Genomic DNA, 23696 nt, shown 5'->3' with positions numbered 1-23696 from the left:
GTCTTATCTGAAAAAAAGGAAAGGTTTGATGGAAGATTGGGCTAGGTTTTGTTTGATCCTAGACAAAATAATGGACCTTGCGGAGCAGTGCTCCTCACCCATCTAAAGATAACGTAACTTTAATCTTTGGAGATTCAAGAAATGGCTATCTTGCGCAGCAATGCTGCTCAAGTCCTGAATTTAAACAGCAAGCGATTGATTATGCACTTTCAAACTCCCACGAAGCTATAGCTGCAATCGCCCAGAAATTAGGTGTGGGTTATTCAACCTTAGACAAATGGATTCGTGAAGCCAATCCAGTGGGTTCAAGCAAACGTCAACTTTCACCAGAACAACAGCGGATCTTGGAATTAGAGAAAGAAGTCAAACAGCTCAAGGAAGCCAATGACATCTTAAAAAAAGCGCATGTGTACTTTCTAACAGATCATGCCAAGAAAAGTACACGGTAATTCAAGATCTAGATATGAATGAAGTCACCGTATCTTCTGCCTGTAAATACCTAGGTGTCAGCACTTCAGGCTATTATGCCTGGCGAAAACGTCAAGCCAATCCAGCACAGAAATATAATGACTTAAAAGCCGTATATTGGCAGCATCATGCACGATTGGGTGCACCTTCATTAGTACATGACATGCATGAATTAGATTACAACATGAGCGAACGTACTATTGGAAGGATGCTAAAAAAGCTTGGTTTACGTAGCAGGATTGCACGTAAATACAAGCATACGACTGATTCAAACCATCGTTTGCCTACAGCACCCAACTTGTTGGATCGTCAATTTACGGTCAATGAACCCAATAAGATCTGGACAACGGATATTACCTATATCCGTACTAAGCAAGGTTGGCTGTATTTGTGTGTGATGCTGGATCTATTCAGCCGTCGTATCGTCGGTTGGCAAATCAGCCATCGAATAGACCGTCAATTGGTGTGTGATGCGTTTCATTATGCAATGGCTCGTCAGGGGTATCCAATGGGTGTCATGGTGCATTCGGACCAAGGCTCACAGTACTGTAGTCGTGATTTTAGGACGCTATTATTGACGAATAACTGCGTTCAAAGTATGTCACGCAGGGGAAACTGTTGGGATAATGCAGTGACCGAAAGCTTCTTTCATACATTGAAAGGTCATGTGGTCCATGGCAGTGTGTTTGCCACTCGAAAAGAAGCGAATACTGTCTTGTTTGACTATATTGAGATTTATTACAATCGGGTCAGAAGGCATTCCGCAAACGGCTAGTTAAGCCCAGAAGCCTTTGAACAGAAATATTTTAAGAATTTAGAGGGATTTGTTGTCCACGATACTGTCTAGGATCAATTCAGCCAAATTTTCATTAGATATATTTTACAGGTACAGCTTAAAACAAACTTTTAGAACAAGATTTCTTTCAATATATCAGGATGAGTTCGGAGCTCATGAATGATGGTTTCGGCAATGTATCCACCACTGTAAGGCATCTTATACCCAAACTTTTCCATCTCTTTAGAAGGATATTTTGAATTAAGGATTTTCTTCAGATTAATAAGTTCTTTCCTTAAATCTACTATTTCTTTAGAAGTTGAGGCTGTTCTTGGTTTTCTGCGTATACCATCCAAATCAGCTTTGTCTTGCTTCACTGATGGATTACTTTGTTCTAGCTCACTGAGCATTTTTTGCTTAAGAACAAATTTAGACTGAAGCCAGTCAAGATCGTAAATTTCAAAAGCTTTGATCAGATCATCAAGTACAGAATTAACTGCTTGATTAAGGTTATCCCATTTACGACCACGTTGAACTACTTGCTCCCGTAAAACCCGATATATGATTTCACGTCTTGGGTATAAATGCTCATCGTAACGGTCTTTCACTGCGAGCGTTGCTCTTGCACTTCTGAAAAGCTTATGATTTTTAATAGATTCCAATCCACCAATTAATTGTACATAGGCAATTAAAATATCTGAATATTGTCTTTGAAATATTAGGGCAGATAAGTCATTCACCTCAATCCTTAACCTATTAATCCGTGTTAATAGTCCAGCTATTTGAAAAGGTTTAAAAGGAATAGTCTCTCCCATCATTTCGTGACGAAAAGCCACAATCTCACTGAGTGAAAAATCATTCTGCTGCATTCTTTTTATGATTTTTTCTTTTTTATCTATATATGATTGGCTCTCTATTACTATTGACTCTTCACTCAGTTCACACTGATAGTAATAGCAAAAGTTTAACCACATATCCTGCTCAAGCATTTCTAAGTTTAATAATTTTTTATCATTCATAATTCATTAAAATACAGATAATTATATAGCATAATACTAATATATTTTTAGATACATGTGCTATTCTTTTAATGTTCTTACTATATATATTAACATTCATTCATCAACAATCACTTAGCATTATTGGTGAATTATTATGGCTAAATTAAAAATTTCAGAAATACCTTTTGAACAAAAACTCGCGTTAAGGAATGCCTTTTCAAATGCAACAGAACAAACAGAATTTGAGCAAGAAACCATTGCCATATACTATGGAATTTCACTTTCATTATTACAGCAATGGAGATGTAATGGTGGTGGTCCAAAATTCAAAAAAATCGGTAGAACCATCCTTTACCAAAAATCTGATGTGCTAGATTTTTTTAAGCAGAAATATGAGAATACCAACCAATATCAAAGAAAAGCCTCTTAAGTTGAGGCTTTAATTTTTTTAATAACATCCTGAAAAACAATACCTGAGTACTCAAAGATTTGATTTTCAATATCATTCATTGCTTGTTTTAGCTTCTTTGTAGACATTTGGATATAACGCAACGTCACATCATTCTGTCTGGAAGAGTCACGATGATTTAGTAATCTTTTAATCGTTGCGACACTATAGTCCAGATTATTCGCAATGGTTGCATAAGTTCGTCTTAAATCATGTGTCGTAATATTTGTTCCCGCATTTTGATTCAAAGCAGCCAATCCTGCTCTCATATTTGTTATATGTTGCCCTTCATTTTGACGAGATGGAAAAACCCATTCACCACGCTTTTGAGCATATCTTAATTTGAATATTTCAAACAAAAAATCACCCATAGGCAATTGATGATTATCGCCATTCTTTGGATCATGAAAAATTAACAACCCTTTTTTCATATCTACATCTCGATCCCATTGTAGACATTGCCCCTCATCTAATCGAATGCCTGTAAGCATAATCAATAGATATAAATCTCGTGCATTGTTTGCGTATGGTTTATTGTGCCAACGCGTTTCATCCTGATAATTCAATAAAGCATTAAAGAAATTACCAGCTTCGTCTTCCTCTAAATAAGATGTTTTTGCTTTAATGTTATTCCAAAGCTTTTTTGCAGTAAGGATCTTGATGGGATTATCTTTAAGCAAAGGTTGCTCATTTTCATCGGTATAAGTAAATTCTGCCCAAGTATATATAGCACGAAGCAAACGCATAGATGCATTTGCTTGAGCTGGACTAACCTTAGTGATTTCCTTAAATTTGACAACAATATTCTGACGGGTAATTTCACTCAGTCGTATATCTTGAAAATCAGCAAGATAATTTTTAATCTGCTTGTTATAAGAAATGAGTGTTTTACCTTTTAAGCTACGTTCATTGATATATTCCTCATAAGCCACTAATAAAGTGGGAACTTGTTTTTTAATTTTTTGGGGTTTACGAGGATCTTCGCCAGAACCAATTTGTGTGAGTATGGACTCAGCTTTACTTCTAGCCTCAGTCGCTGTTATTTCAAAATTTTTACCAATTGCGATACGATAGTTTTTACCTTCTTTACGTCGCTCCGCAATATATGTTTTAGATTTTTGAGTTACACGAAGAGCAAAACCAATCAATGAAGCATCACGATAGATTTTCTGACCAGTTTGCTCAAATTCAACTTTATCAACAAAAGATTTAGTAATTTTATAGGTAGCCATGAAAATACTGACAATTCAGAACATTTGATGATAATAGAATAGATATGGAAATATTAGCAACTGTCTACAAAAGAGCTACAGATTTAGAGAAGGCTACAAAATTTGAAGGATTTAAGAAAATTGATTTTATTATAACTTATTGATTAATAAGTGGTCCCGAGGGTCGGACTCGAACCGACACGTCATCGCTGACAGTGGATTTTGAGTCCACCGCGTCTACCAATTTCACCACCTCGGGAGAGCTGATGCTTGCTTTGTGTTGCGTATAATAGCGTGTTTTAAAAACTTGTCAACGACAAGACTCTAACTATTGCCTACTTTTGCAGCAAACAAACTTTTATCAGGATAAAATCATCATGACTCCCTTCCAAAAGCCAAAAAGACTATACTAGGCGCAAATTTTGTAATGTCCCGTATTATGCAGCTTTCAGACTTTAACTTTGATCTTCCAGATGAACTTATTGCTCGTTATCCACTTGAATCACGCAGTGCTTCGCGTCTTCTTCATTTAGATGCACAAGGTCAATATCACGATCGTATGTTTACCGAGATTGTCGATTTATTAAATGAAGGTGATTTACTGGTTTTAAACGATACCAAAGTCATGAAAGCGCGTTTAAAAGGTAAACGTGCAAGTGGTGGCGCCGTTGAAGTTTTGGTTGAACGTATGCTGGATCAAACCATTGCCCATTGCCATATAAAAGCCAGCAATACCCCGAAAGCGGGCGCAGAGCTATTTATGGGTCAAGATGGAGTCAAGGTCGTTGTACAAGGCCGTCATGAGAATTTATTTGTGGTGGAATTTTCTCAACCTATATTGTCAGTCTTAGATCGTTATGGACAACTTCCCATTCCACCCTACTTTAATCGAGAAGCGGAAGCCATTGATACAGAACGCTATCAAACGGTGTTTCATGATCCTGAAAAAATTGCCAGCGTTGCGGCACCAACTGCAAGTTTGCATTTTGATGAAGATTTACTCAAAAAACTAGAACAAAAAGGCATTCAAAAAACGTTTGTCACTTTGCACGTCGGTGCGGGAACATTTATGCCTGTACGAACGGATGATATTACAAATCATACTATGCATAGTGAATGGTGTGATGTACCAGATGCCACTGTCAAGTTAATTCGTCAAACAAAGGCACGTGGCAATAAAATCATTGCTGTTGGAACGACTGCAACTCGTGCATTGGAAAGCGCAGCACAAGCACATCAGGGTCAGATTGCGGCTTGGACAGGCGATACTCAAATTTTTATCTATCCAGGTTATCAGTTTTGTGTGGTAGATCGCTTGATTACCAATTTTCATTTGCCTGAGTCGACCTTATTGATGTTAGTTTCGGCACTCTCAAATCGTGACAATATCCTGAAAGCCTATGCCCATGCAGTCGAATCAAAATACCGTTTCTTTAGTTATGGCGACGCCATGTTGATCGATCAGGCCCAATAAGGTAAATCATCAAGATGCCAGTCGAGAGCTTACAACGCGCATTACATATTCGTCGTAAAAAAAATGCGCATGTATTTCGTAATATTGCGCGGCTTTGGGAGATTGGCGAACAAGTCGAAACGCATCAGCAAATTTTGGATCAACTGCATCCATGGGGAGATCATCCTACACTCCGTTTTGACAATGGTTTACCCAAGTTTCTGATGCTGCTAGGTGCCCTCAGTTTCTTTGCCATGTTTGCTTTGCCCAGCATAGGTTTGCCTTTTATTTTTGGTTTTTTTAATGGTATTGTTTTATTGTTTTTAGCTTTTATTCTTTATGAAACAGATGATGCTATTCAAGAAGTTGTTCGCTATCTGGAAGAAAAGTCGATTGAAACACGCTACCATTTAAAATTTGGGCGAACTCCTGAACATTTACCTTTAGGCATGAGTTCAACCTCATTGATTAATCAACTCAAAAATAGCTTTCCCCTGTTTAATAAAGGTTCCACCTCCAATCAAATTCCGTGGTATGCCAGTGCAAATATCAGTGATGATGAGAACCATCAATATCCTGCTTTTATTTTCCAATATACCTATATCGAAGAAACGCATATTCATGATGCAGATGGAGACAAAGTTACTATTCGTCGTACAGAAAAAAATCAGTGGGGCGTTTTTATCTTTGAGACACAAATACGCGGACTTGCGGTAACTAATTTACGTCGGGACATTGGTTTCCCATACGAAGTCCGCTGGAACAGTAGTGATATCCAGATTAATCAGCAATTACAGATTTATGGGATGGATCAACTACAATTGGTCAAAACACTTAATCCTGCATTATTACTGCGCTTGTCTGATTTTTTTAAATCGCGTAAAGGTGAACTGATTTTTCATTCTCATCAAAATATGATGTGCTTTTTAGGTGAGGCAGATTTATTTGAAGTCAGTTCCAAAGCACGAGAAATTCAGGATATTTCAAGTTTGCGTGGACATTTACGCACCTTTCGATTAAAACATTATGAACAACTGTGTTCTGATCTCAGCACTTTTTTAAAATAACAATTTTGGGGAATACGATGGGTTTGTGGATTTTTCTGCTCATTATTTTAGTCATTATTATTTTTGGTATTTTCATTCGCAATAAAATTGTATTGCATTTTAATGCAACCAAACGCGCATGGGCTGATGTAGCGACTTATGAACGGCAAAAATTAAAAGTATTGGACGAACTTGCACCAATGGTTGAACAATATGCCAGTTTTGAAAAAGGCACTTTGGAAAAAGTCACTGAGTTACGCCAAAGTATTCTTAACCTGAATGTCGATCATACAGATATTGCTCAATTGCAACGTATTGAAAACTTAAATAAAGAATTAATGCGTAGTTTGAATGTAGTGGTAGAAAACTACCCTGAACTCAAAGCCAATGAAATCTATTTACGTATGATGAATGAGATTGATGAGCAAAATGATAATGTCAGTGCGGCCATCACCATTTTTAACCGCAATGTCGAACTGTTTAATAATCATATTGAAGTATTTCCCAATAATATGATTAATACTTTAACCTTAGGCAAGAAATCGATTCGTCCATTTCGTGATCATGCTGCTGCGCAAAGTTTTGATTATCGTCCTAATTTTTAAATCCTGGTTTTGAATAAAGTGATCATTGCTCTATCCTGAGTGATGAATCACGCTCTTCAATCTAACCGACAAAGCAATATTAGGTACAGTTGATCGTAGAATTTGGCTTTTTATCGATCTCATAACATTTAGTAGTAGAACTCCCTGCATAAATCTAGGAAAATAGCGCTCTTTATTTTAGCCATCAGCGAACTGTTTTTTCGCCTCGATTTGGAAAGTTGCATGAAGTTTGAAAAATTAGGTCAGTCGGGGCGCGCCCGTCGTGGCCGTTTGACTCTTGAACACGGCATCGTTGAAACTCCTGTATTTATGCCCGTGGGTACTTATGGTACGGTCAAAGGCATGTTGCCACGTGACATTGAAGAAATTCAGGCACAAATTATTTTGGGTAATACCTTCCACTTGTACTTGCGCCCTGGTCTTGAAGTCATCAAAGAGCATGGTGGATTGCACGATTTCATCAAATGGAATAAGCCAATCTTGACCGATTCTGGTGGTTTTCAGGTGTTTAGTCTCGGCGCGATGCGTAAGATTAAAGAAGAAGGCGTGACGTTCCGTTCACCGATTGATGGCTCAAAAGTATTTTTGTCCCCTGAAATCTCTATGGAAATTCAGCAGGTGCTTAACTCGGATATCGTGATGATATTTGATGAGTGTACGCCTTATCCTGCAACCCATGAAGAAGCACAAAAGTCTTTACAACTTTCGCTACGTTGGGCAAAACGCTGTAAAACACATCATCATGATCAACTGAAAAATACCAATGCTTTATTTGGCATTATTCAGGGCGGCATGTATGAAGATTTGCGTGATGAATCCTTAAATGGCTTGCTTGAAGTTGGTTTTGATGGTTATGCGATTGGTGGTTTATCAGTCGGTGAGCCGAAAGATGAAATGATCAAGGTGCTGGATTATCTGCCAAATAAAATGCCGCATGATAAACCACGTTATCTGATGGGCGTTGGGAAGCCTGAAGATATTGTGGAAGGGATTCGTCGCGGGATTGATATGTTTGACTGCGTGATGCCCACCCGTAATGCGCGGAATGGACACTACTTTGTGACAGACGGTCTGGTGCGTATCCGTAATAGCAAGTATCGTCATGATCAAAGTCCGCTTGATCCGCATTGTGATTGTTATACCTGCAAAAACTTTACTCGTGCCTATCTGTATCATCTTGAAAAATGTGGTGAAATGCTGGCATCGATGTTAGGGACTATCCATAACTTACGTTATTACCAGCGCTTTACCCAAGATATCCGAAATGCTTTGGATCACGGGACTTTCGATGAATTTGTGACAGACTTTTATACCCGTCGTGGTTTAGAAGTTCCCGCTTGTCCTGTAGATTGATGCAACTAGATTTGCGCTCAACAAAAAGACAAGGTAAATTGCAGAACGAACTCGTATTTTGTCAGGATTTGACAATCCTTTTTTAATTTAGGTTTTAAGTTTAGGAAATCGAAATGAGCTTTTTAATTTCTTCTGCTCACGCAGCACCAGCAGCGGCACAAGGCCCAAGCATGGTCACCAACTTACTGATGATTGCAGTATTTATTGCGATCTTTTATTTCTTGATCTGGCGTCCTCAATCTAAACGTGCCAAAGAGCATCGCTCCCTCATTGAGAGTCTAGGTGTTGGTAGTGAAGTCGTTTTTGCGGGTGGTTTGATGGGCCGTATCACCAAAATCGAAGGTGATTATGCGGTAGTTGAACTGAATCGTGGTAATGAAGTTAAAATTCAACGCGCAAGTGTGATTTCAGTTCTTCCTGAAGGCACTCTAAATAACCTTTAATCATAAAAACAGTCGTGCTTGTTGCACGACTTTTTCATTTTAAGAAGAAAGCGAATGCGTTACCCTGCATGGAAATATGTACTGATTGTGGTTGTACTCATCATCAGTACACTCTACGCGCTGCCAAGTTTGTATCCAGATGAACCTGCTGTTCAGATTTCAGGTGCCAAAGCCGGTACTCAAATTGATCAGAGCATTGTACAAAAAGCAGAGCAAATTTTAAAAACTGCCCATATCCCAAGCCATGACAATACCTTCAGTGCCAATGCGGCCTTGTTGCGTTTAAGTTCATCTGAAGATCAGCTGAAAGCGCAGGATGTCTTACGTCGTGATTTAGGTGAAAACTACGTGGTGGCACTCAATCTTGCACCCACAACCCCAGAATGGTTGCAGAAGATTGGGGCGAAGCCGATGAAGCTTGGTCTTGACTTACGCGGTGGTGTCCACTTCCTGCTTGAAGTTGATATGGACAAAGCCATTGCGCAACGTATGGAAACATCGGCGAGTGATATTCGTCGTCAATTCCGCGACAACAACATCAAGTTCAATAGTCTTTCACTCAATAACAATGCGATTAACGTTCAGTTTGCCAATAATACTGACCGTGATGCGGCGATGGATTTCTTACGTCGTAATGGCAATGAATTCACCCAACAGGCTGTGGCAACGGATAACGGTTCAAGCTTGCGTTTGACTTATACCGATGCTCGTCGTCAGGAAATTCAGTCTTATGCGGTAAATCAGAACTTAACCACACTGCGCAATCGTATTAATGAGTTAGGGGTGGCAGAAGCACTGGTACAAACTCAGGGTAATAACCGCATCGTGGTGGAATTACCGGGTGTACAGGATACTGCCGAAGCGAAACGTGTTTTAGGCCGTACAGCGAATCTGGAATTCCGTTTGGTTTCAGACCAGAACGATCAATATATTGACCGCTACACAGGAAAATATAATGGTCAGCCATTACCGCCAGGTACAGAAGTTTTTGCGTATGAATCATTGGATAGTGGCCGTCAGTTATTACTGAATCGTAACCGTATTTTGACCGGTGAACGTGTTCAAAATGCAAGTTCTGGCTTTAGTCAGGATACAGGTGGTGCAGAAGTGAACATCACACTGGACAGTGCGGGTGGTAAGCTGATGGCGGATGCTACACGTAATTCTGTCGGCAAACGTATGGCGGTATTGTTTATTGAAAATAAACAACGCATTAGCTATGTGGCTGATCCTGTGACAGGGGCGCAAACTGAAGTTCGTACGCCTTATACAGAGTCGGTAGTCATTAATGCCGCAACCATTCAAGCCGTTTTGGGTTCACAATTCCGTATTACAGGACTTGCATCTCCACAAGAAGCTTCTGAACTTGCATTGATGTTACGTGCAGGCGCATTGGCAGCCCCAATGTACTTTGTTGAAGAACGTGTCGTCGGCCCAAGCTTAGGTCAGGAAAATATCGACAAAGGTATCTTATCGACCGAAGTCGGCTTTATTTTAGTCGCCATCTGGATGATCGTGTTCTTCCGTCTGTTTGGTTTGATTGCCAACTTTGCCTTGGTCTTTAACCTTGCCATGATTTTAACCGTCATGTCGTGGATTGGCGCTTCCCTGACCCTGCCAGGTATTGCAGGGATCGTGATCACCATTGGTATGGCCGTCGATGCCAACGTCCTGATCTGTGAGCGAATACGAGAAGAAATGAAATGGGGTGCTTCGCCCAAACAAGCCATTGTTGCAGGTTATGATCGAGCTTATAACACCATTTTTGACTCGAACCTCACTACGTTCCTTGTTGCATTTATTCTTTTTGCGATTGGGACAGGTCCAATTAAAGGCTTTGCTGTCACCTTGATGATTGGTATCGTCTGCTCGATGTTTACTGCAATTACAGTAACTCGTGCGATTGTCCAACTCATTTATGGCAAACGTCGTAATTTGAAAAAGTTGAGCATATAAGGAGATCGATGATGACTGATGTGACTCAACCTAAACAATACGGCCGTCCAGACAACGAACGCATTATCCCATTTATGAAGATCGCCAAACCAGCGGCAATCTTCTCGATTCTACTGACACTCGCCAGTATTTTCTTTATCGTGACCAAAGGTTTAAATCTTGGCCTTGATTTTACGGGGGGTATCTCAGCAGAAATTAATTACTCGCAGCCTGTCAATCAAGCTGCGGTAAGTCAGGCTTTGGAAAAAGCAGGCTTTAAAGATGCTGTAGTGCAAACTTTAGGCAGTAATAAAGACCTGCTGGTGCGCATGCCTGTACAAGAAATTAAAGTAGATGACTTAGGTAAAGCGATTTCTCAAGCGGCTCAACTTCCAAACAATACTGCGATGGTACACAAAGTCGATGCAGTTGGTGGACAAGTCGGGAATGAGCTTTATATCCGTTCTGCGGGTGCTGTGGCTTTGGCACTTTTGCTCATGCTCATCTATGTCACCATCCGCTTTGAGTTCAAACTGGCGCTAGGTGCGATCATGTCATTATTCCATGACATTCTGATCATCATTGGTGCGTTTGCATTGTTCCAATGGCCTTTTGACCTGACTGTTCTTGCAGCAGTATTGGCAGTGATTGGCTTCTCACTAAACGATAATATCGTCGTGTCAGACCGTATCCGTGAAAACTTCCGTAAGATTCGCGGTGCAACTCCTCGTGAAATCGTAGATATTGCTTTGACTGAAACCTTACGTCGTACTATCCACACCTCTATGACATTACTCCTTGTGGTAGTGTCAATGATGTTCTTGGGTGGAGATGGCTTAAAATGGTTCTCTGTCGCTATGTGTGTCGGGGTATTTGTCGGAACTTATTCTTCGATTTATATCGGAACAGCCTTTGCCTTATGGCGCGGCCTAAACCGTCAGGACTTCATCGTTCAGGTTAAACCTGAGTTTGAAGATGATATTCCTTAAATATCTTTGAAAAGTTAACACGTAAAAATGCCAGTGAAATACTGGCATTTTTTTGATGATCCATTTGATCAAAGCTCTTTATTTTCTAGTTCTTTCTCTCTATCTAATTGTCTTTGACGCTCTTGCTGATTGATACCCTCAAGCTTTATGAGCAAATAAACAATCGCATAGTAGTATCGAGTTAATAAGGCAAAAAATAAGAACGTATAAAATGAAGACAAATCCATCGTTCGTTTCGCAATAAAAAATTTCTCATAAAGTTCACTACCGAATGAACAAAAAGCACAAATTAAAAATAAATAATAAAGACAAGTGATATCCCGATCAGTGATTTTTAATTTCATATGGTTTTCCAATTTATTCTCTAAAAGTTTTATGTATTCATGTTTATAATCTGAATATTGGGCAGAATAAACTGACCGCATCCCATTCCAGAACGCCACGCCACACTTAGCATGGCATGTCCCAAATCAAAACATTGATATGCAAATACACCTAAACGTTCATCGATAATCTGGCCATTGTCGTGTGTTGGATGCATCTGGGTATTTAAGGTATTTAAATCCAGACGAATGCCCATACCATGCGCTTTTAGCAATGCTTCTTTGGTGGTCCAGACCTTAAACCAATAATTGATGTCTTCCCCTAAAGCTTTCCAGCATTGGTATTCTTGCGGATGAAAAGCATGTTGAGCCAGTGCTTCAAAGCGGATTTTGCGATCTAGGCTTTCTATATCCACACCCAAATCCTGAACATTTAAACTCAGTGCCAATGCATAGTCATTCTGGCTATGCGAATGATTAAATTGTAAGGGATGATCAAGTAGATAGGGTTTACCTTGCTCCGCAATCGCATATTGTAATTTTGAAATAGGCACATGTAAAAATTTTGAAATTAATTCATCACGATACTGATAAATTTTGTTTTTTTTATAAGCTTGATATTCGGCACGATTAGCAAAATCCTGAACGGATAACTCAAGAAGATCAGCCAATGATCGAATATACACTTGAATATTTTTCATGTTCATTGGCTCACTTCCGGATAAAACTATTTTAGACTGAGTTAAAACTTAACAATATCCCCTTTTAGCGCCACACTTGCCACCGCCATACCTTTATAACACTGGTAAGTGGTTGTGCTTTTCGCTTCATTGGATTTGAAATAGCTCACAATATTGGTGACTGCATTGCCGCCTTTAGCCTTTGCTGCACTTTGTAACTGGATCAAAGCAGAACGTAATACCCAGTCACAAGACGTTTCTGCCGATTTGGCAAAGCCATTGGTCTTTTTGTTAGTGACAATACCTTGCTGTAACACTCTTCCACCAGATTTGGTTCCACTCAAATAAAATTTAACAGAACCATCTAGCGCCCCATCTGCGACTGCACGATCCACAGCCGCTTTAAAATCTAGATCATGCACTTGATCTGCTGCCTGTACAGTTCCCATTAATCCCATACACAGTACAGCAAGGCTGAATTGTTTCTTAAGTGACATTGTTGTATTCCTCTTATTTCAGGTTTTTAAAAATCAAGGAGGTATTAATTCCCCCAAAAGCAAAATTGTTACTCATGATAATATTGGCATTTAAAGGTCTTACCTGCCCTGTAATATAATCCAGATCACCGCAAAGCGGATCAACTTCATCTAGATTTAGGGTTGGAATGAATTGCTTCCGATGCATCATTTCGATACTTAGCCAAGCTTCAATCGCGCCACAAGCCCCAAGCGTATGACCAAAATAACTTTTCAGTGAGCTAATCGGTTTTTTCCCCAACACTTGCGCGGTCGCTTGGGTTTCAGCAATATCTCCCTGATCAGTCGAGGTGCCATGTGCACTAACATAATCAATCTGATCTGCTGTCACGCCCGCATCTTTTAAAGAGAGTTGCATACAGCGCGCCATCATCTCCTGATCAGGACGGGTGACGTGTTGTCCATCGGTATTGCTGCCATAACCCAAAATTTCTGCATATATTTTGGCACCACGGGCTTTGGCATGCTCATATTCTTCTAAAATTAAGCAACCAGCTCCCTCACCAATCACCAACCCATCACGTTTTTGATCAAATGGCCGCGGGGTTCGTTCAGGTTGATCATTCATGCCACTGGTGGCCAATAACACATCAAAAACCGCAGCTCCTGCGGCACTGAGTTCCTCTGCGCCGCCAGCCAGCATCACGGTTTGTTTGCCATATTTTATGGCTTCAAAAGCCTGACCAATCGCCATAGAACCTGAAGTACAGGCACTCGATGTCGGTAAGGTTAGACCTTTTAAACCGAAATAAACGGTCATATTCACCGCACTGGTATGTGACATCATTCGGATATACGTGGTCGCATTCATTTGGCTCATGTCGTTATCAATCAACATACAACCAAACTCACGTACGGCATCGACACTTCCCGCAGATGAACCAAATGCCACACCTGCATCACCACTTTTTAAAATGGGATCATTTAATAAACCTGCATCTGTCAGCGCATTTTCAGCACAGACCACTGACATTAAGGCTACTCGGCCCATTCCGCGTGTGACTTTGCGATTAAAATGTTTGGGAACCGTAAAACTTTCGACAGGCCCACCCAGCTTGGTGCGCAAATCAGTATATTTTTCCCAATCGGGCATATAACGAATGCCGCTTTTAGCCTGAGCAAATTGTTCAAAAATCGCATCTGCCGTTTCACCAAGCGAAGTAATTCCTGCCATCCCTGTAACCACAACACGCTTCATTAGATCAGCCCTCCATTGACTGAAATCACTTGTCGTGTGATATAGGATGCATCATCGGAACACAAAAATTTCACGACACTGGCAACTTCGTCCACATTTCCCATACGTTGTAATGGAATCATTTTTAAAGCATGTTGCTTGACTTCTTCAGTCACCATTTCAGTTTCAATTAAACCTGGAGCGACACAATTGACCGTAATTTTCCGCTTTGCCAACTCTAGTGATAAAGCTTTGGTCGCCCCAATTAAGCCTGCTTTTGCTGCACTATAATTGACCTGACCACGATTACCCATCACCCCAGAAACTGAAGACAAAGTCACGATACGCCCCCCTTTTTTCAAATGAATCATGGGCATAATTAACGGTTTAAGCACATTATAAAAACCATCCAGAGAGGTCGAAATCACGTCATCCCATTCATGATCACTTAATGCTGGAAAAGCAGCATCATGAGTTAAACCCGCATTTAAGACGACACCATAAAATGCACCATGAGTTTCAACATCTTGCTCAAGCATCTGACGCACAACTTCACGTTCAGTCACGTCAAACATCAATACGTGGCTGTTTCGTCCCAAATCTTGAATTTGCTGTGCTACAGCCTGCGCTTCTTCAATACGCGAACGCGCATGAACCGTAACATCAAAACCTGCCTGTGCTAATTGCAAAGCAATCGCTTTACCAATTCCCCGACTTGAGCCAGTGACTAAAATTCGTCTATTCACACATTTTCCTTATTATCTTGATCGCCTGTCGGCTCATAAACACTTAAGAGGGCTGAGATTTTATGATTTTTGTACGCAATCTCACAGGCAAATTGTCCCAAACCTTCATGCAAATATTGCTGCTCGACTCGAATGATCAAGGTACTTCCCATTTCAAAAAAAGGCACGGGCAGATTTAATTTACGTGTTCCCAATAAAAAACCAACTTTGGGAATATTGCCTTGTTGTTGCCCTTTCCATCCTGAATAGGCACTAATGGTTTGTGCCATCAGCTCGATACTCGACCATGTAGGTAAACCCTCTGCTTCACAAAATAAGAGTGCTGCACGAACGTTCAGATTGGCAACGGCAGATTGTTCAGATATCTCGACCAAATCATCGATAAACACCATTGGTTCTTGATGAGGAATATATTCAATTGCTTTTTGCTGAATATTCATGGCAAAGTTCTTCCAAAAATCAAACTGACATTACTGCCACCGAAAGCAAATGAATTGCTCATGACATAATTTAAAGGTCGATCAACAACTGTTTGTGGACTGACCTTACTGTGATGAACAAAATGTTGATCTGCAAGCGCAGGATCAATTTCACCTTGTTGATGCAACGGTAACCATGTCTGATCGAGCAGAACCTGTTGGCAAATATAAGCTTCAACGGCACCCGCAGCCCCCAGACAATGTCCTGTTTTATGTTTGGTGCTACTCATCGGCACACGATCATCTGCAAAAACCTGCCGTACCGCCTTAATTTCCATCACATCATTTTGCGGTGTGGCTGTACCATGCAAATTCAAATAATCAATCTGACTGGCATTCAACTGAGCATCCGCCAAAGCGCGTTGCATCGCTTGAGCCGCCCCTAGTCCTTCTGGATGCGGTGCAGAAATATGCCATGCATCCATCGATTCACCACCACCAAGAAACATTACTGGAGCAGAATCTTTGGTCAATAAAAACAAACTGGCGGCTTCGCCAATATTAATGCCATCCCGTCCTATGCCACAGGGTTGACAAATATCCTCAGATAAACTGTCCAGACTATTAAAACCATTTAAAGTTAAACGACATAGTGTATCAACGCCGCCCACCAAAACAGCATCAGCCAGATTTGCATTGAGTAAACGTTGTCCGGCAATAAATGCTTTGGCGCTGGATGAACATGCGGTTGAAACTGTGTAAGCTGTACCCTGCCAACCTAAATAGGCCTGTAGACCTTTGGCCAGTGCATTCATTTCCTGTTTATGATGATCAATCATCAGCTCGGTTTTGCCATGAAAATATTCTGCTAGAAGCGGTTCATTATCGCCAATACCCGAAGTCGATGTTCCCATGACAATCGCTAAACGATGAGGATGGATGTTGGCTGTTAAATCTCGCAAAGGGATTTCAATTTGTTGTAAAGCCGTCACAGCAAAACGTAAATTACGGGACATCCAAGCTTCACAGTCATTTGGTAAGTTTTCTATCAAATGTCCTGTATATGCCCCTACCCAAACTGAACGCTCAGGCAGCCATTCAGATTGTATAGATAAGCTGGTTTCTGGCAGGGTTAAACGCTGATGCAACTGTTCAGGACAATTGCCTAAAGCCGAAAGGCTACTGCTCAGTTGAATGCCAACAGCAGAAGAATGTTGTTTTTGTTGCATCATTTTATCTATTCATTGGACTGTAAAGTATTTTCAATCGGTGAAAACGTCATTTGATAAGGCACCTGTACATTTTCGAGTTCCATCTTATCTTTTGATAGATATTGAATCTTCAAAACCAATTTTTTTTGAATATAAATTTCGCCACCTGCTGCATAGATTTGATCCTGAATAAGCTCAGGATGGATCATGGCTTGTTGTTGGGCAAAATCAGGATAGGTTGCCAGCAAAATATCCCGAATTAAAAATTCAAACGGTAATAAACGCATTTGTTCGATACGCTGTTTCACCTGAATATGCTGACCATTATATTCAATCTGAAATAATTGCTGTCCCGTTAAACTTAAAGCAATGAGTTCTAATACCTGTCCCTGTTGCTGCTGATAGAGTAGAAAACTAAAACTCTTTCCATGCCATTGCACATCTACCTGATCCTGACGCTGATACGCTTGCTGTTGCCATGTCGCATTTTCAAGACCTACAGCTTTCGGCATGAGCTGTTGACAAGCTGTACATGCCGTAAATATACAACTCAATAACAGCAAGCGAATCGATGACATCTTAAATTTCCGATAACTGTGCTGGAGAAGCGTCTTCACGACAATATTCAGCCAGAGTGGCGAGGCGACGTTTGGCATTTCTATACATCGGATTACGTTCGTCCCATGCATAACCTGCCAGAAGTGACGCGATCATCCGTTCAATCTCAGGATTTTTATGTGTGGAAAATACCACATCCTGAAACTCGCCCGTATACCATGCTTCCACATAGGCACGAAAAACGCTGATTCCCTGACGAAGGGGTTGCTCATACTCTGTTAACCAGTCGATTTGCTCTCCCTTGATCGCACGTTCCACCAATGGAACCGCCAAACTAGAAGATTTCAACGCAATGGTTACACCTGATGAAAATACTGGATCTAAAAACTCTCCTGCATTACCTAACAAGGCATAATTGGGCTGTGCCAGATGTTTGACATCAGCCGAATAACCGACCAATGTTCGCACAGGTGTATCAAATTTAGCCTGTGCTAGAATTTTAGACAGGCTCTCATCATCTGCTAAAATTCGTTTCAGTAAAACTTCATTTTGATCCTGCTCGGCATTGCCAGTCAGATAGTCATTAAAAAAATCCTGCTCGGCAACCACACCAAATGAACTTCGTCCATCTGCAAAAGGAATCAACCAAAACCATGCCCGATGATTTTTTTCATGCACAGTAATCAGGATTTTATGACGATCAAATTCAGGATTGTTAGCAATACCATCTTCAATATGGGTAAACAATGCACGGCGTACAGGAAAACTCGAAGGCGCTTCTAAATCTAAAAATTTAGGTAAGATTCGTCCAAAACCACTGGCATCCAATAAAAATTTTGCCTGTAGTTGATAGGAGTCACCCTGTTCAGGTTGAATCGTTAAAATCGGCTGTGCTGTTTCAACATCGACTGCAATGACTTCGTGCCCAAATCGAATATCTGTACCTAAAGCTTGTGCCTGCTCGGCCAATAAGCGATCAAAATCAGCGCGACGAACTTGCCATGTCGTGCCAGGCCCTTCACTAAACTTTTGGGTAAAATCATAAAAGCTACGTTGTTTTCCACGTAAAAATGCTGCACCATTTTTAAATTGAAAGGCGCATTTTTCAACATGGTCGCGTACAGTATCTAATAAACCCGCTTCTTCTAAAAAGACCATACATTGAGGCAATAAAGATTCTCCTATCGAAAAACGCGGAAAATGCTGTTTCTCAATGATGCAGACTTTAAAACCTTTTTGACGTAATAAAGCGGCTGCTGAACTGCCAGATGGTCCTGCCCCAATAATCATGACATCTGTTTGTTGTATCGTATTTTGTTGCAAATTTTGCATGGCACATTGACCTTTTTAATCTCAGTTCTTTGACTGATAACGTGAAATCACCACATGTTGCTCATCCGATGGCGTAAACAACGTGGCATAAATAAATGAAAAAATGACCCCAAAAAGTACCGTTAAACCAAAACAATGAATCGCATAAGTATGACTCAATGATAATAAACCAAAGCCGAGCAAAGTTGACATCATACATAAGAATAATGCCATTCCAACCACTTGCGGATGATCATGGCCATGTCGATAAAAAATCGCATAATCCACACCAATCCCCACAATTAGAAAAGTCCCCATGATACTAAATAAATTAAGTTCAACTCCTAACCAAGCCTGTATCGCAAAAGTCGTAAGTAATGCCAGACTCACTGGCATCACCAACGGCACAATAGAGCGCCAGCCATAAATCACACCTAGACCGATCGCCAACGCAATCAGGGCATAGATAAATAAAGATTGTGCCTGTAAACGGTGTTGTTTAAATAAATCGGATAACTGATTCATGGGTTGCTGTAAAATTATTTGCTCGTTTTGCAATTGTTTTAAAGCATTTAGATGCTTAACTCCGTTTAAAAGTACCAAACGCTCATTAGAACGAACTTGTAAAAAGGCCAATGGATGCTGCTTAAAATCCTGTAGTGACAATAAAGGTAAAGTAGCTAATTGTTGCTGCCATGCTTTTACGTCATTTACGGGTAAGCCCATATTTTGCGCGTACTGCTCTAACACAGATTCTGGAATCGACTGAAGCTGGGCAATATTTTGTTGCTGTTGTTGCTGCGTAGGAATCCATTGTCCTAAAGCCTGAAAACTTGTGAGTTGATCTTGATGTTGTAAATGCTGTAACTTTTGAATCAATACTTGTTCATTGGCTTGCATTTGTTCTGGCGTACGCCCCCGCACCACAAAATAGTCGCTACCCTGCTGCCCCATAAAGCGTTCACGCACATACTGGTCTTCTTGCTTTAAGGATTTATCCATACTTTGCAAATTGCGAATATCATCATTGGTTTTTAAGAAAAATAGACTGCTTCCACCAAGGAATAGAATACTCAGCAAAGTGACATAGCGAATTAGGCGATGCTGCTGAAACCAGATTCTAAATTCACCAATCCACTTTAATCGTTGAATGGCAGGTTCAGCATTTAAGGCAGGTAAACGCGGCAATAATAAAATACTGGTCAACCACGCCGAAGCCAGACCCACAATGGAAAACACTGCGATTTGTTTAAAGCCCGGAAATGGCGTAAAACTCAAAAACACATAGGCCACGATGGTGGTCATCAATCCCATAAACAAGCTCGGCAATAGCGGACGTAGAACTTCAAAACCACTCAGCTTGCGGTGCTGAGATTGCATTGCCATAAAGTAAAAGGAAAAATCGACACAGACACCAATTAGACTTGCCCCAAACACCAAGGTCATCAGATGGATTTCACCAAATATCCAGTGAGTGGCGGCGAAAGCCACTAAACACCCTGTCGAAACAGCAACAAACTCAGTCAATAAAGGGCGTAACGAACGAAAACCAAACCAGACCAATAGCATTAGCCCCAGACTTGAACCTACACCGATGGTCGAAATTTCCTGTTTTGCCGACTGCGTACCATAGTTGGAAAATAATAAAGTGCCCGTCCAGTGACTTTTAACATTCATCTGGGCAAGGTGTTGTTGCGTCGTATCAATCCACGCTGAAGCCTGCTCTTGATAATCAATGTTATAAGGGCTTTGTTTTAATTTTAGGCTAAACAACCGTGAAATTTTGTCGTGATCATGAATCGTAGCAAAACCGTTTTCCAGTTCGACATTGTCATGTTGTACTTGTTGACTCACTCCAAGCAAATAACGGCTAAACAGCATGAATGGATCTTGTTTTAAGCTCTCTGCGCTAATCGGCAAACCCGGTGTAAACAATTGCATCAGGCTTTTTTCAGTTAAACTTGCATAATCTTTTTGATCAAGTAACTGCTGATCATCCGTACTGAGTAAACCTGCACGGTGCTGATATAAAATTCGCCCGAGTTGTTCCGTATCTACTTGTGGCTGTAACGGTTCAAACAACGAGCTTTGGCTCACAGCACGTTGTAAATCATCCGTTGCTTGTTGTAATTGTTGACTATCTTTAGCATCAATCACGACAAAAATATTACTATTTAACTGTTCACTGACATAGTGCTGCGTCTCAGCTAAATCTGTATCCTGATTCAGTTTAGGTAGTAAAGCAAAAATATTGGTCTGAATATGAATCTCTTTTTTTAGCCATGCCACGCCCATGATCAAACTGATCACCACGAGTATGACCAGCCAGACCACGCTACATTTATTTTGCCAATTGGAAAAGTGCTTGTTCATCAGTCGTGAGTGCCGCTGGTTGTGAATGTTGCTGACTAAAATGAATCGTGGTTATATTACGACCTTGTTCTGCGATAATAATTTGATTTACATATTGTTGTCCCTGTACATCCACCTGTACAAATAACTTTTTAAATAAGCTGCTTTTAGGACGCAAACTAATTGACCAACCTTGTGCTGTGATACTGGTTTTATTGACGGTAAAATGTTGATCTAAAAGTGCTGAGTTGCCCGACATCAATTGCAAAAATAAAGTCGCCACTGAACCATAAGGCGACTTGCTGACGTCAAGCTGACTCATGGTGTTTGCTGTTTTTTGAACCAGTTTTTTGGGCGTTACTACAAGGTCTGCTTGGACTGGACGCTGTAACTGCCACAGCACACCGTTGCTTTTAGAAAAAACCACATCACCGTTGGAAACAAAAGTTTTTTGGAGAGATACCAGTTTTTTTTGCTGTTCAAATTTGGCTCGTACCAGCGTGGTTTGTGAAAGCTGTTTAAAAATCTGTTCAGCTTGTGGCGAAGCTGCCTGCACAGTAACCGAAAGACTTAAAACCCAAAATACGAAAGTTGTGAGTAGAACAAAATTAAATCTTTTTTTATGTTCATTTAGAATAGCAGCCATCATGGTTTTTGCTCCTGCGCGGGTTGAAACTCAGACCATGCATTCAGACAATCAAATAATACTTGCGGAGACTGAAAACACATTTCCCGTGTTTGAATTTCAACGGCGACCTGCGTGGTATAACCTTTAGTCAGTCGTTTTCCAGTCGCTTCATCAAAAATCACATAATCAATTTTTAAACGATTTTCCCACTCTTTTAAAATCGCACGTATCCGAATTTTTTGCTCAAACTGAATACCTTGTACATAGCGTACATGGCTTTCAATCACAGGCCACGCATAACCTGAAGCCTGCATTTGCATATAGTTATAATGAAACTGATCCAAAAGCTTACAGCGGGCGATTTCAAAATATTTCAGATAATGCCCATGCCAAACCACATTCATAATATCCACATCATGAAAAGGAACCTCAATAACGACTTCAGCTTGCATAAGCTTGCTCCTGTTGCAGCATCCAATCCGTATTAGACAGTTCAAAGTTGGCAAAACGATCAATCATTTGTTGTAATTCAGTTTGTAATGGTCGGTCTTCCACCACCAATGCAAAACTGTGTAAGGTCCAGTCCATAAATGCTCGCAGCACTGGCGAAAGCTGTTGCTTTAAGCCTTTTAAATGAATCGCCTGCACACTGGCACAACATAAGGCAGCGACCACTTGTTCAGTCAATATAATCACACGTTCAGCATCTCGTGCCGCAATTGTGCCCATGCTGACTTTATCCTGATTGTGACATTCCGTTGAACGCGAAAAAATGGAGGCCGATAAGGTTTGTTTCAATGCTTCGGCTGTCCATGCAGATACGCCAATTTGTACCGCTTTAAAACCATGATTTAAAGGTAAGCGGTCTGCTGTTGCACCCGTTAAATTACGCGGTAAGCCATGGTTCATTTTATGATCGACCAATTGCGCTAATTGCCGATCCAATAAATCGGCAATATTGGCAATCATGATTTTTAAACTATCCATCGCTTGCGCAATATGTCCACCATAAAAATGTCCGCCATGCAAAACACGCAGATTGAGAGGATCAATCAAAGGATTGTCATTACTCGAATTCAATTCGTTTTCAATAAATTGACGTAACCAAACTTTAGAATCTTCAAAAACACCAATAATATGCGGTGCACAACGTAATGAGTAACGATCCTGCAAACGTGGACTTTGGTGGGCTGTCTGTACTTCGCTTTCTAGCCAGTCACGTAATTGTGCTGCAACTTTCTGTTGCCCCGCATGTGGCTTTTGAGCAAAAAGCACTTCATCAAAATGTGTTGGATTCCCTTCCAATGCCAAAACATTTAAAGCAGTAATTAATGTTGCAGCATGGGTAACTTGCTCAGCACGTTTATAATTTAAACATGCCATTGCTGTCATGACTGCTGTTCCATTCATCAAAGCCAGTCCCTCTTTAGGGCGCAGAATCAAAGGCTCGATACCTTTTGCTTTATACACCTGTTGGACAGGTACAATTTGACCTTGGTAATAGACATCTCGCTCACCGACCAATACCCCCGCAATATAAGAAAGCGGGGTTAAATCGCCACTCGCGCCAACAGAACCTTCGGATGGAATGACAGGAATTACATTTTTATTGAGTAACCAGACTAGACGCTCTAATAACGCCAGTGAAACCCCAGAATAACCTCTTGCCAAAGAACATAATCGCGTAACGACTACAGCGCGCGCAGTCACCAATTCCAAATTTTTACCTAGGCCACAGCCATGAAAACGAGAAAGATGTAAAGGCAGTTCATTCACCTGATGCGCAGGCACCTCAACTAAACAAGAATCTCCATAACCTGTTGTAACCCCGTAAATAACCCCTTCCTGCTCTAATAATTCATCCAGAAAGTCAGCGCCTTTTTGAATAAAATCACGCCACGTTTGTTGTTGGGGTAATGAAACCTGACAATGCCCATGTGCAACACGCACTACATCTTCAATAGTTAATGGCTCTATCCCTACGGTAATGAATTGTTCTATGCCCGTATTTAAAATACTGTTATTCAA

23 protein-coding genes, 1 tRNA gene and 1 pseudogene are annotated in these 23696 nt (G+C 40.6%); 9 read left to right on the top strand and 16 right to left on the bottom strand.

Features of this window, described 5'->3' with window-relative positions; translation table 11 throughout:
- Nucleotides 1-122 precede the first annotated feature (122 nt).
- A pseudogene (locus F944_RS16890) lies at nt 123-1315 on the top strand (IS3 family transposase).
- Between the two features lie 59 nt (nt 1316-1374).
- Here the strand turns inward: F944_RS16890 and F944_RS15835 are convergent.
- Nucleotides 1375-2262 carry a hypothetical protein gene (locus tag F944_RS15835; RefSeq protein WP_004992759.1) on the bottom strand — a complete coding sequence of 296 codons (888 nt, stop codon included), beginning with the start codon at nt 2260-2262 and terminating at the stop codon, nt 1375-1377.
- A gap of 136 nt (nt 2263-2398) precedes the next feature.
- Between F944_RS15835 and F944_RS15830 the strand changes: the two genes are divergently transcribed.
- A complete protein-coding gene (locus F944_RS15830; RefSeq protein ID WP_004992758.1) occupies nt 2399-2674 on the top strand; it encodes a helix-turn-helix transcriptional regulator in 276 nt (91 codons plus the stop codon).
- On the opposite strand, the gene F944_RS15825 is transcribed toward F944_RS15830, so the two are convergent.
- Nucleotides 2671-3924: a tyrosine-type recombinase/integrase gene (locus tag F944_RS15825; protein ID WP_004992757.1), complete on the bottom strand. Its 1254-nt coding sequence runs from the start codon at nt 3922-3924 to the stop codon at nt 2671-2673. The two genes, F944_RS15830 and F944_RS15825, sit on opposite strands and share 4 nt — an antisense overlap.
- Before the next feature lie 151 nt (nt 3925-4075).
- A tRNA-Leu gene (locus F944_RS15820) sits at nt 4076-4162 on the bottom strand.
- A gap of 180 nt (nt 4163-4342) precedes the next feature.
- Between F944_RS15820 and queA the strand changes: the two genes are divergently transcribed.
- The 7 genes from queA to secF all read left to right on the top strand — a co-directional run bounded on the left by queA (nt 4343) and on the right by secF (nt 11727).
- Nucleotides 4343-5377, top strand: a complete 1035-nt coding sequence (gene queA, locus F944_RS15815; protein WP_010588619.1) for a tRNA preQ1(34) S-adenosylmethionine ribosyltransferase-isomerase QueA — start codon at nt 4343-4345, stop codon at nt 5375-5377.
- A 14-nt stretch (nt 5378-5391) separates the two neighbouring features.
- A complete protein-coding gene (locus tag F944_RS15810) occupies nt 5392-6423 on the top strand; it encodes a hypothetical protein (RefSeq protein WP_004992753.1) in 1032 nt (343 codons plus the stop codon).
- 17 nt (nt 6424-6440) lie between these two features.
- Nucleotides 6441-7007 carry a LemA family protein gene (locus F944_RS15805; protein WP_004992751.1) on the top strand — a complete coding sequence of 189 codons (567 nt, stop codon included), beginning with the start codon at nt 6441-6443 and terminating at the stop codon, nt 7005-7007.
- A 222-nt stretch (nt 7008-7229) separates the two neighbouring features.
- Nucleotides 7230-8360 carry a tRNA guanosine(34) transglycosylase Tgt gene (gene tgt, locus F944_RS15800; RefSeq protein ID WP_004992748.1) on the top strand — a complete coding sequence of 377 codons (1131 nt, stop codon included), beginning with the start codon at nt 7230-7232 and terminating at the stop codon, nt 8358-8360.
- A gap of 113 nt (nt 8361-8473) precedes the next feature.
- Nucleotides 8474-8803, top strand: a complete 330-nt coding sequence (gene yajC, locus F944_RS15795) for a preprotein translocase subunit YajC (protein ID WP_004992746.1) — start codon at nt 8474-8476, stop codon at nt 8801-8803.
- A gap of 54 nt (nt 8804-8857) precedes the next feature.
- Entirely contained in the window at nt 8858-10759 is a 1902-nt protein-coding gene (secD, locus tag F944_RS15790) for a protein translocase subunit SecD (protein ID WP_004992743.1), read from the top strand.
- 8 nt (nt 10760-10767) lie between these two features.
- A complete protein-coding gene (gene secF, locus F944_RS15785; protein ID WP_010588618.1) occupies nt 10768-11727 on the top strand; it encodes a protein translocase subunit SecF in 960 nt (319 codons plus the stop codon).
- Between the two features lie 68 nt (nt 11728-11795).
- On the opposite strand, the gene F944_RS15780 is transcribed toward secF, so the two are convergent.
- From F944_RS15780 to F944_RS15720, 13 genes are read right to left on the bottom strand one after another with little or no spacing between them, the layout of a single operon-like run.
- The gene (locus F944_RS15780) at nt 11796-12071 is read right to left on the bottom strand and encodes a hypothetical protein (protein ID WP_004992737.1); all 276 of its coding nucleotides are present in this window, start codon (nt 12069-12071) and stop codon (nt 11796-11798) included.
- A gap of 29 nt (nt 12072-12100) precedes the next feature.
- A complete protein-coding gene (locus F944_RS15775) occupies nt 12101-12757 on the bottom strand; it encodes a 4'-phosphopantetheinyl transferase family protein (RefSeq protein ID WP_004992735.1) in 657 nt (218 codons plus the stop codon).
- Nucleotides 12758-12792: 35 nt separating this feature from the next.
- Nucleotides 12793-13227, bottom strand: coding sequence for a hypothetical protein (locus F944_RS15770; protein WP_004992733.1), 435 nt, complete (start codon nt 13225-13227; stop codon nt 12793-12795).
- A 13-nt stretch (nt 13228-13240) separates the two neighbouring features.
- Complete coding sequence (locus F944_RS15765; RefSeq protein ID WP_004992730.1) at nt 13241-14464, bottom strand: beta-ketoacyl-ACP synthase; 1224 nt, start codon at nt 14462-14464, stop codon at nt 13241-13243.
- Entirely contained in the window at nt 14464-15189 is a 726-nt protein-coding gene (locus F944_RS15760; RefSeq protein WP_004992727.1) for a 3-ketoacyl-ACP reductase FabG2, read from the bottom strand. The genes F944_RS15765 and F944_RS15760 overlap by 1 nt, the downstream gene beginning before the upstream one ends.
- Entirely contained in the window at nt 15186-15623 is a 438-nt protein-coding gene (locus F944_RS15755; RefSeq protein ID WP_026039868.1) for a hotdog family protein, read from the bottom strand. The genes F944_RS15760 and F944_RS15755 overlap by 4 nt, the downstream gene beginning before the upstream one ends.
- A 2-nt stretch (nt 15624-15625) precedes the next feature.
- Nucleotides 15626-16840, bottom strand: coding sequence for a beta-ketoacyl-[acyl-carrier-protein] synthase family protein (locus F944_RS15750; RefSeq protein ID WP_004992723.1), 1215 nt, complete (start codon nt 16838-16840; stop codon nt 15626-15628).
- A 5-nt stretch (nt 16841-16845) separates the two neighbouring features.
- The gene (locus F944_RS15745) at nt 16846-17397 is read right to left on the bottom strand and encodes a DUF3261 domain-containing protein (RefSeq protein ID WP_004992721.1); all 552 of its coding nucleotides are present in this window, start codon (nt 17395-17397) and stop codon (nt 16846-16848) included.
- Between the two features lies 1 nt (nt 17398).
- The gene (locus tag F944_RS15740; protein ID WP_004992716.1) at nt 17399-18709 is read right to left on the bottom strand and encodes an NAD(P)/FAD-dependent oxidoreductase; all 1311 of its coding nucleotides are present in this window, start codon (nt 18707-18709) and stop codon (nt 17399-17401) included.
- A 21-nt stretch (nt 18710-18730) separates the two neighbouring features.
- Entirely contained in the window at nt 18731-21061 is a 2331-nt protein-coding gene (locus F944_RS15735; protein WP_004992714.1) for an MMPL family transporter, read from the bottom strand.
- The gene (locus tag F944_RS15730) at nt 21030-21689 is read right to left on the bottom strand and encodes a LolA family protein (protein ID WP_004992713.1); all 660 of its coding nucleotides are present in this window, start codon (nt 21687-21689) and stop codon (nt 21030-21032) included. The genes F944_RS15735 and F944_RS15730 overlap by 32 nt, the downstream gene beginning before the upstream one ends.
- Nucleotides 21686-22120: an acyl-CoA thioesterase gene (locus F944_RS15725; protein ID WP_004992712.1), complete on the bottom strand. Its 435-nt coding sequence runs from the start codon at nt 22118-22120 to the stop codon at nt 21686-21688. The genes F944_RS15730 and F944_RS15725 overlap by 4 nt, the downstream gene beginning before the upstream one ends.
- Nucleotides 22110-23696, bottom strand: coding sequence for an HAL/PAL/TAL family ammonia-lyase (locus tag F944_RS15720; RefSeq protein WP_004992710.1), 1587 nt, complete (start codon nt 23694-23696; stop codon nt 22110-22112). The genes F944_RS15725 and F944_RS15720 overlap by 11 nt, the downstream gene beginning before the upstream one ends.

Source organism: Acinetobacter ursingii DSM 16037 = CIP 107286, from assembly GCF_000368825.1.
GTDB classification, from domain to species: domain Bacteria; phylum Pseudomonadota; class Gammaproteobacteria; order Pseudomonadales; family Moraxellaceae; genus Acinetobacter; species Acinetobacter ursingii.
Note: the sequence above shows the minus strand (reverse complement) of the source record. Positions and strands in the feature narration are given on the sequence as shown.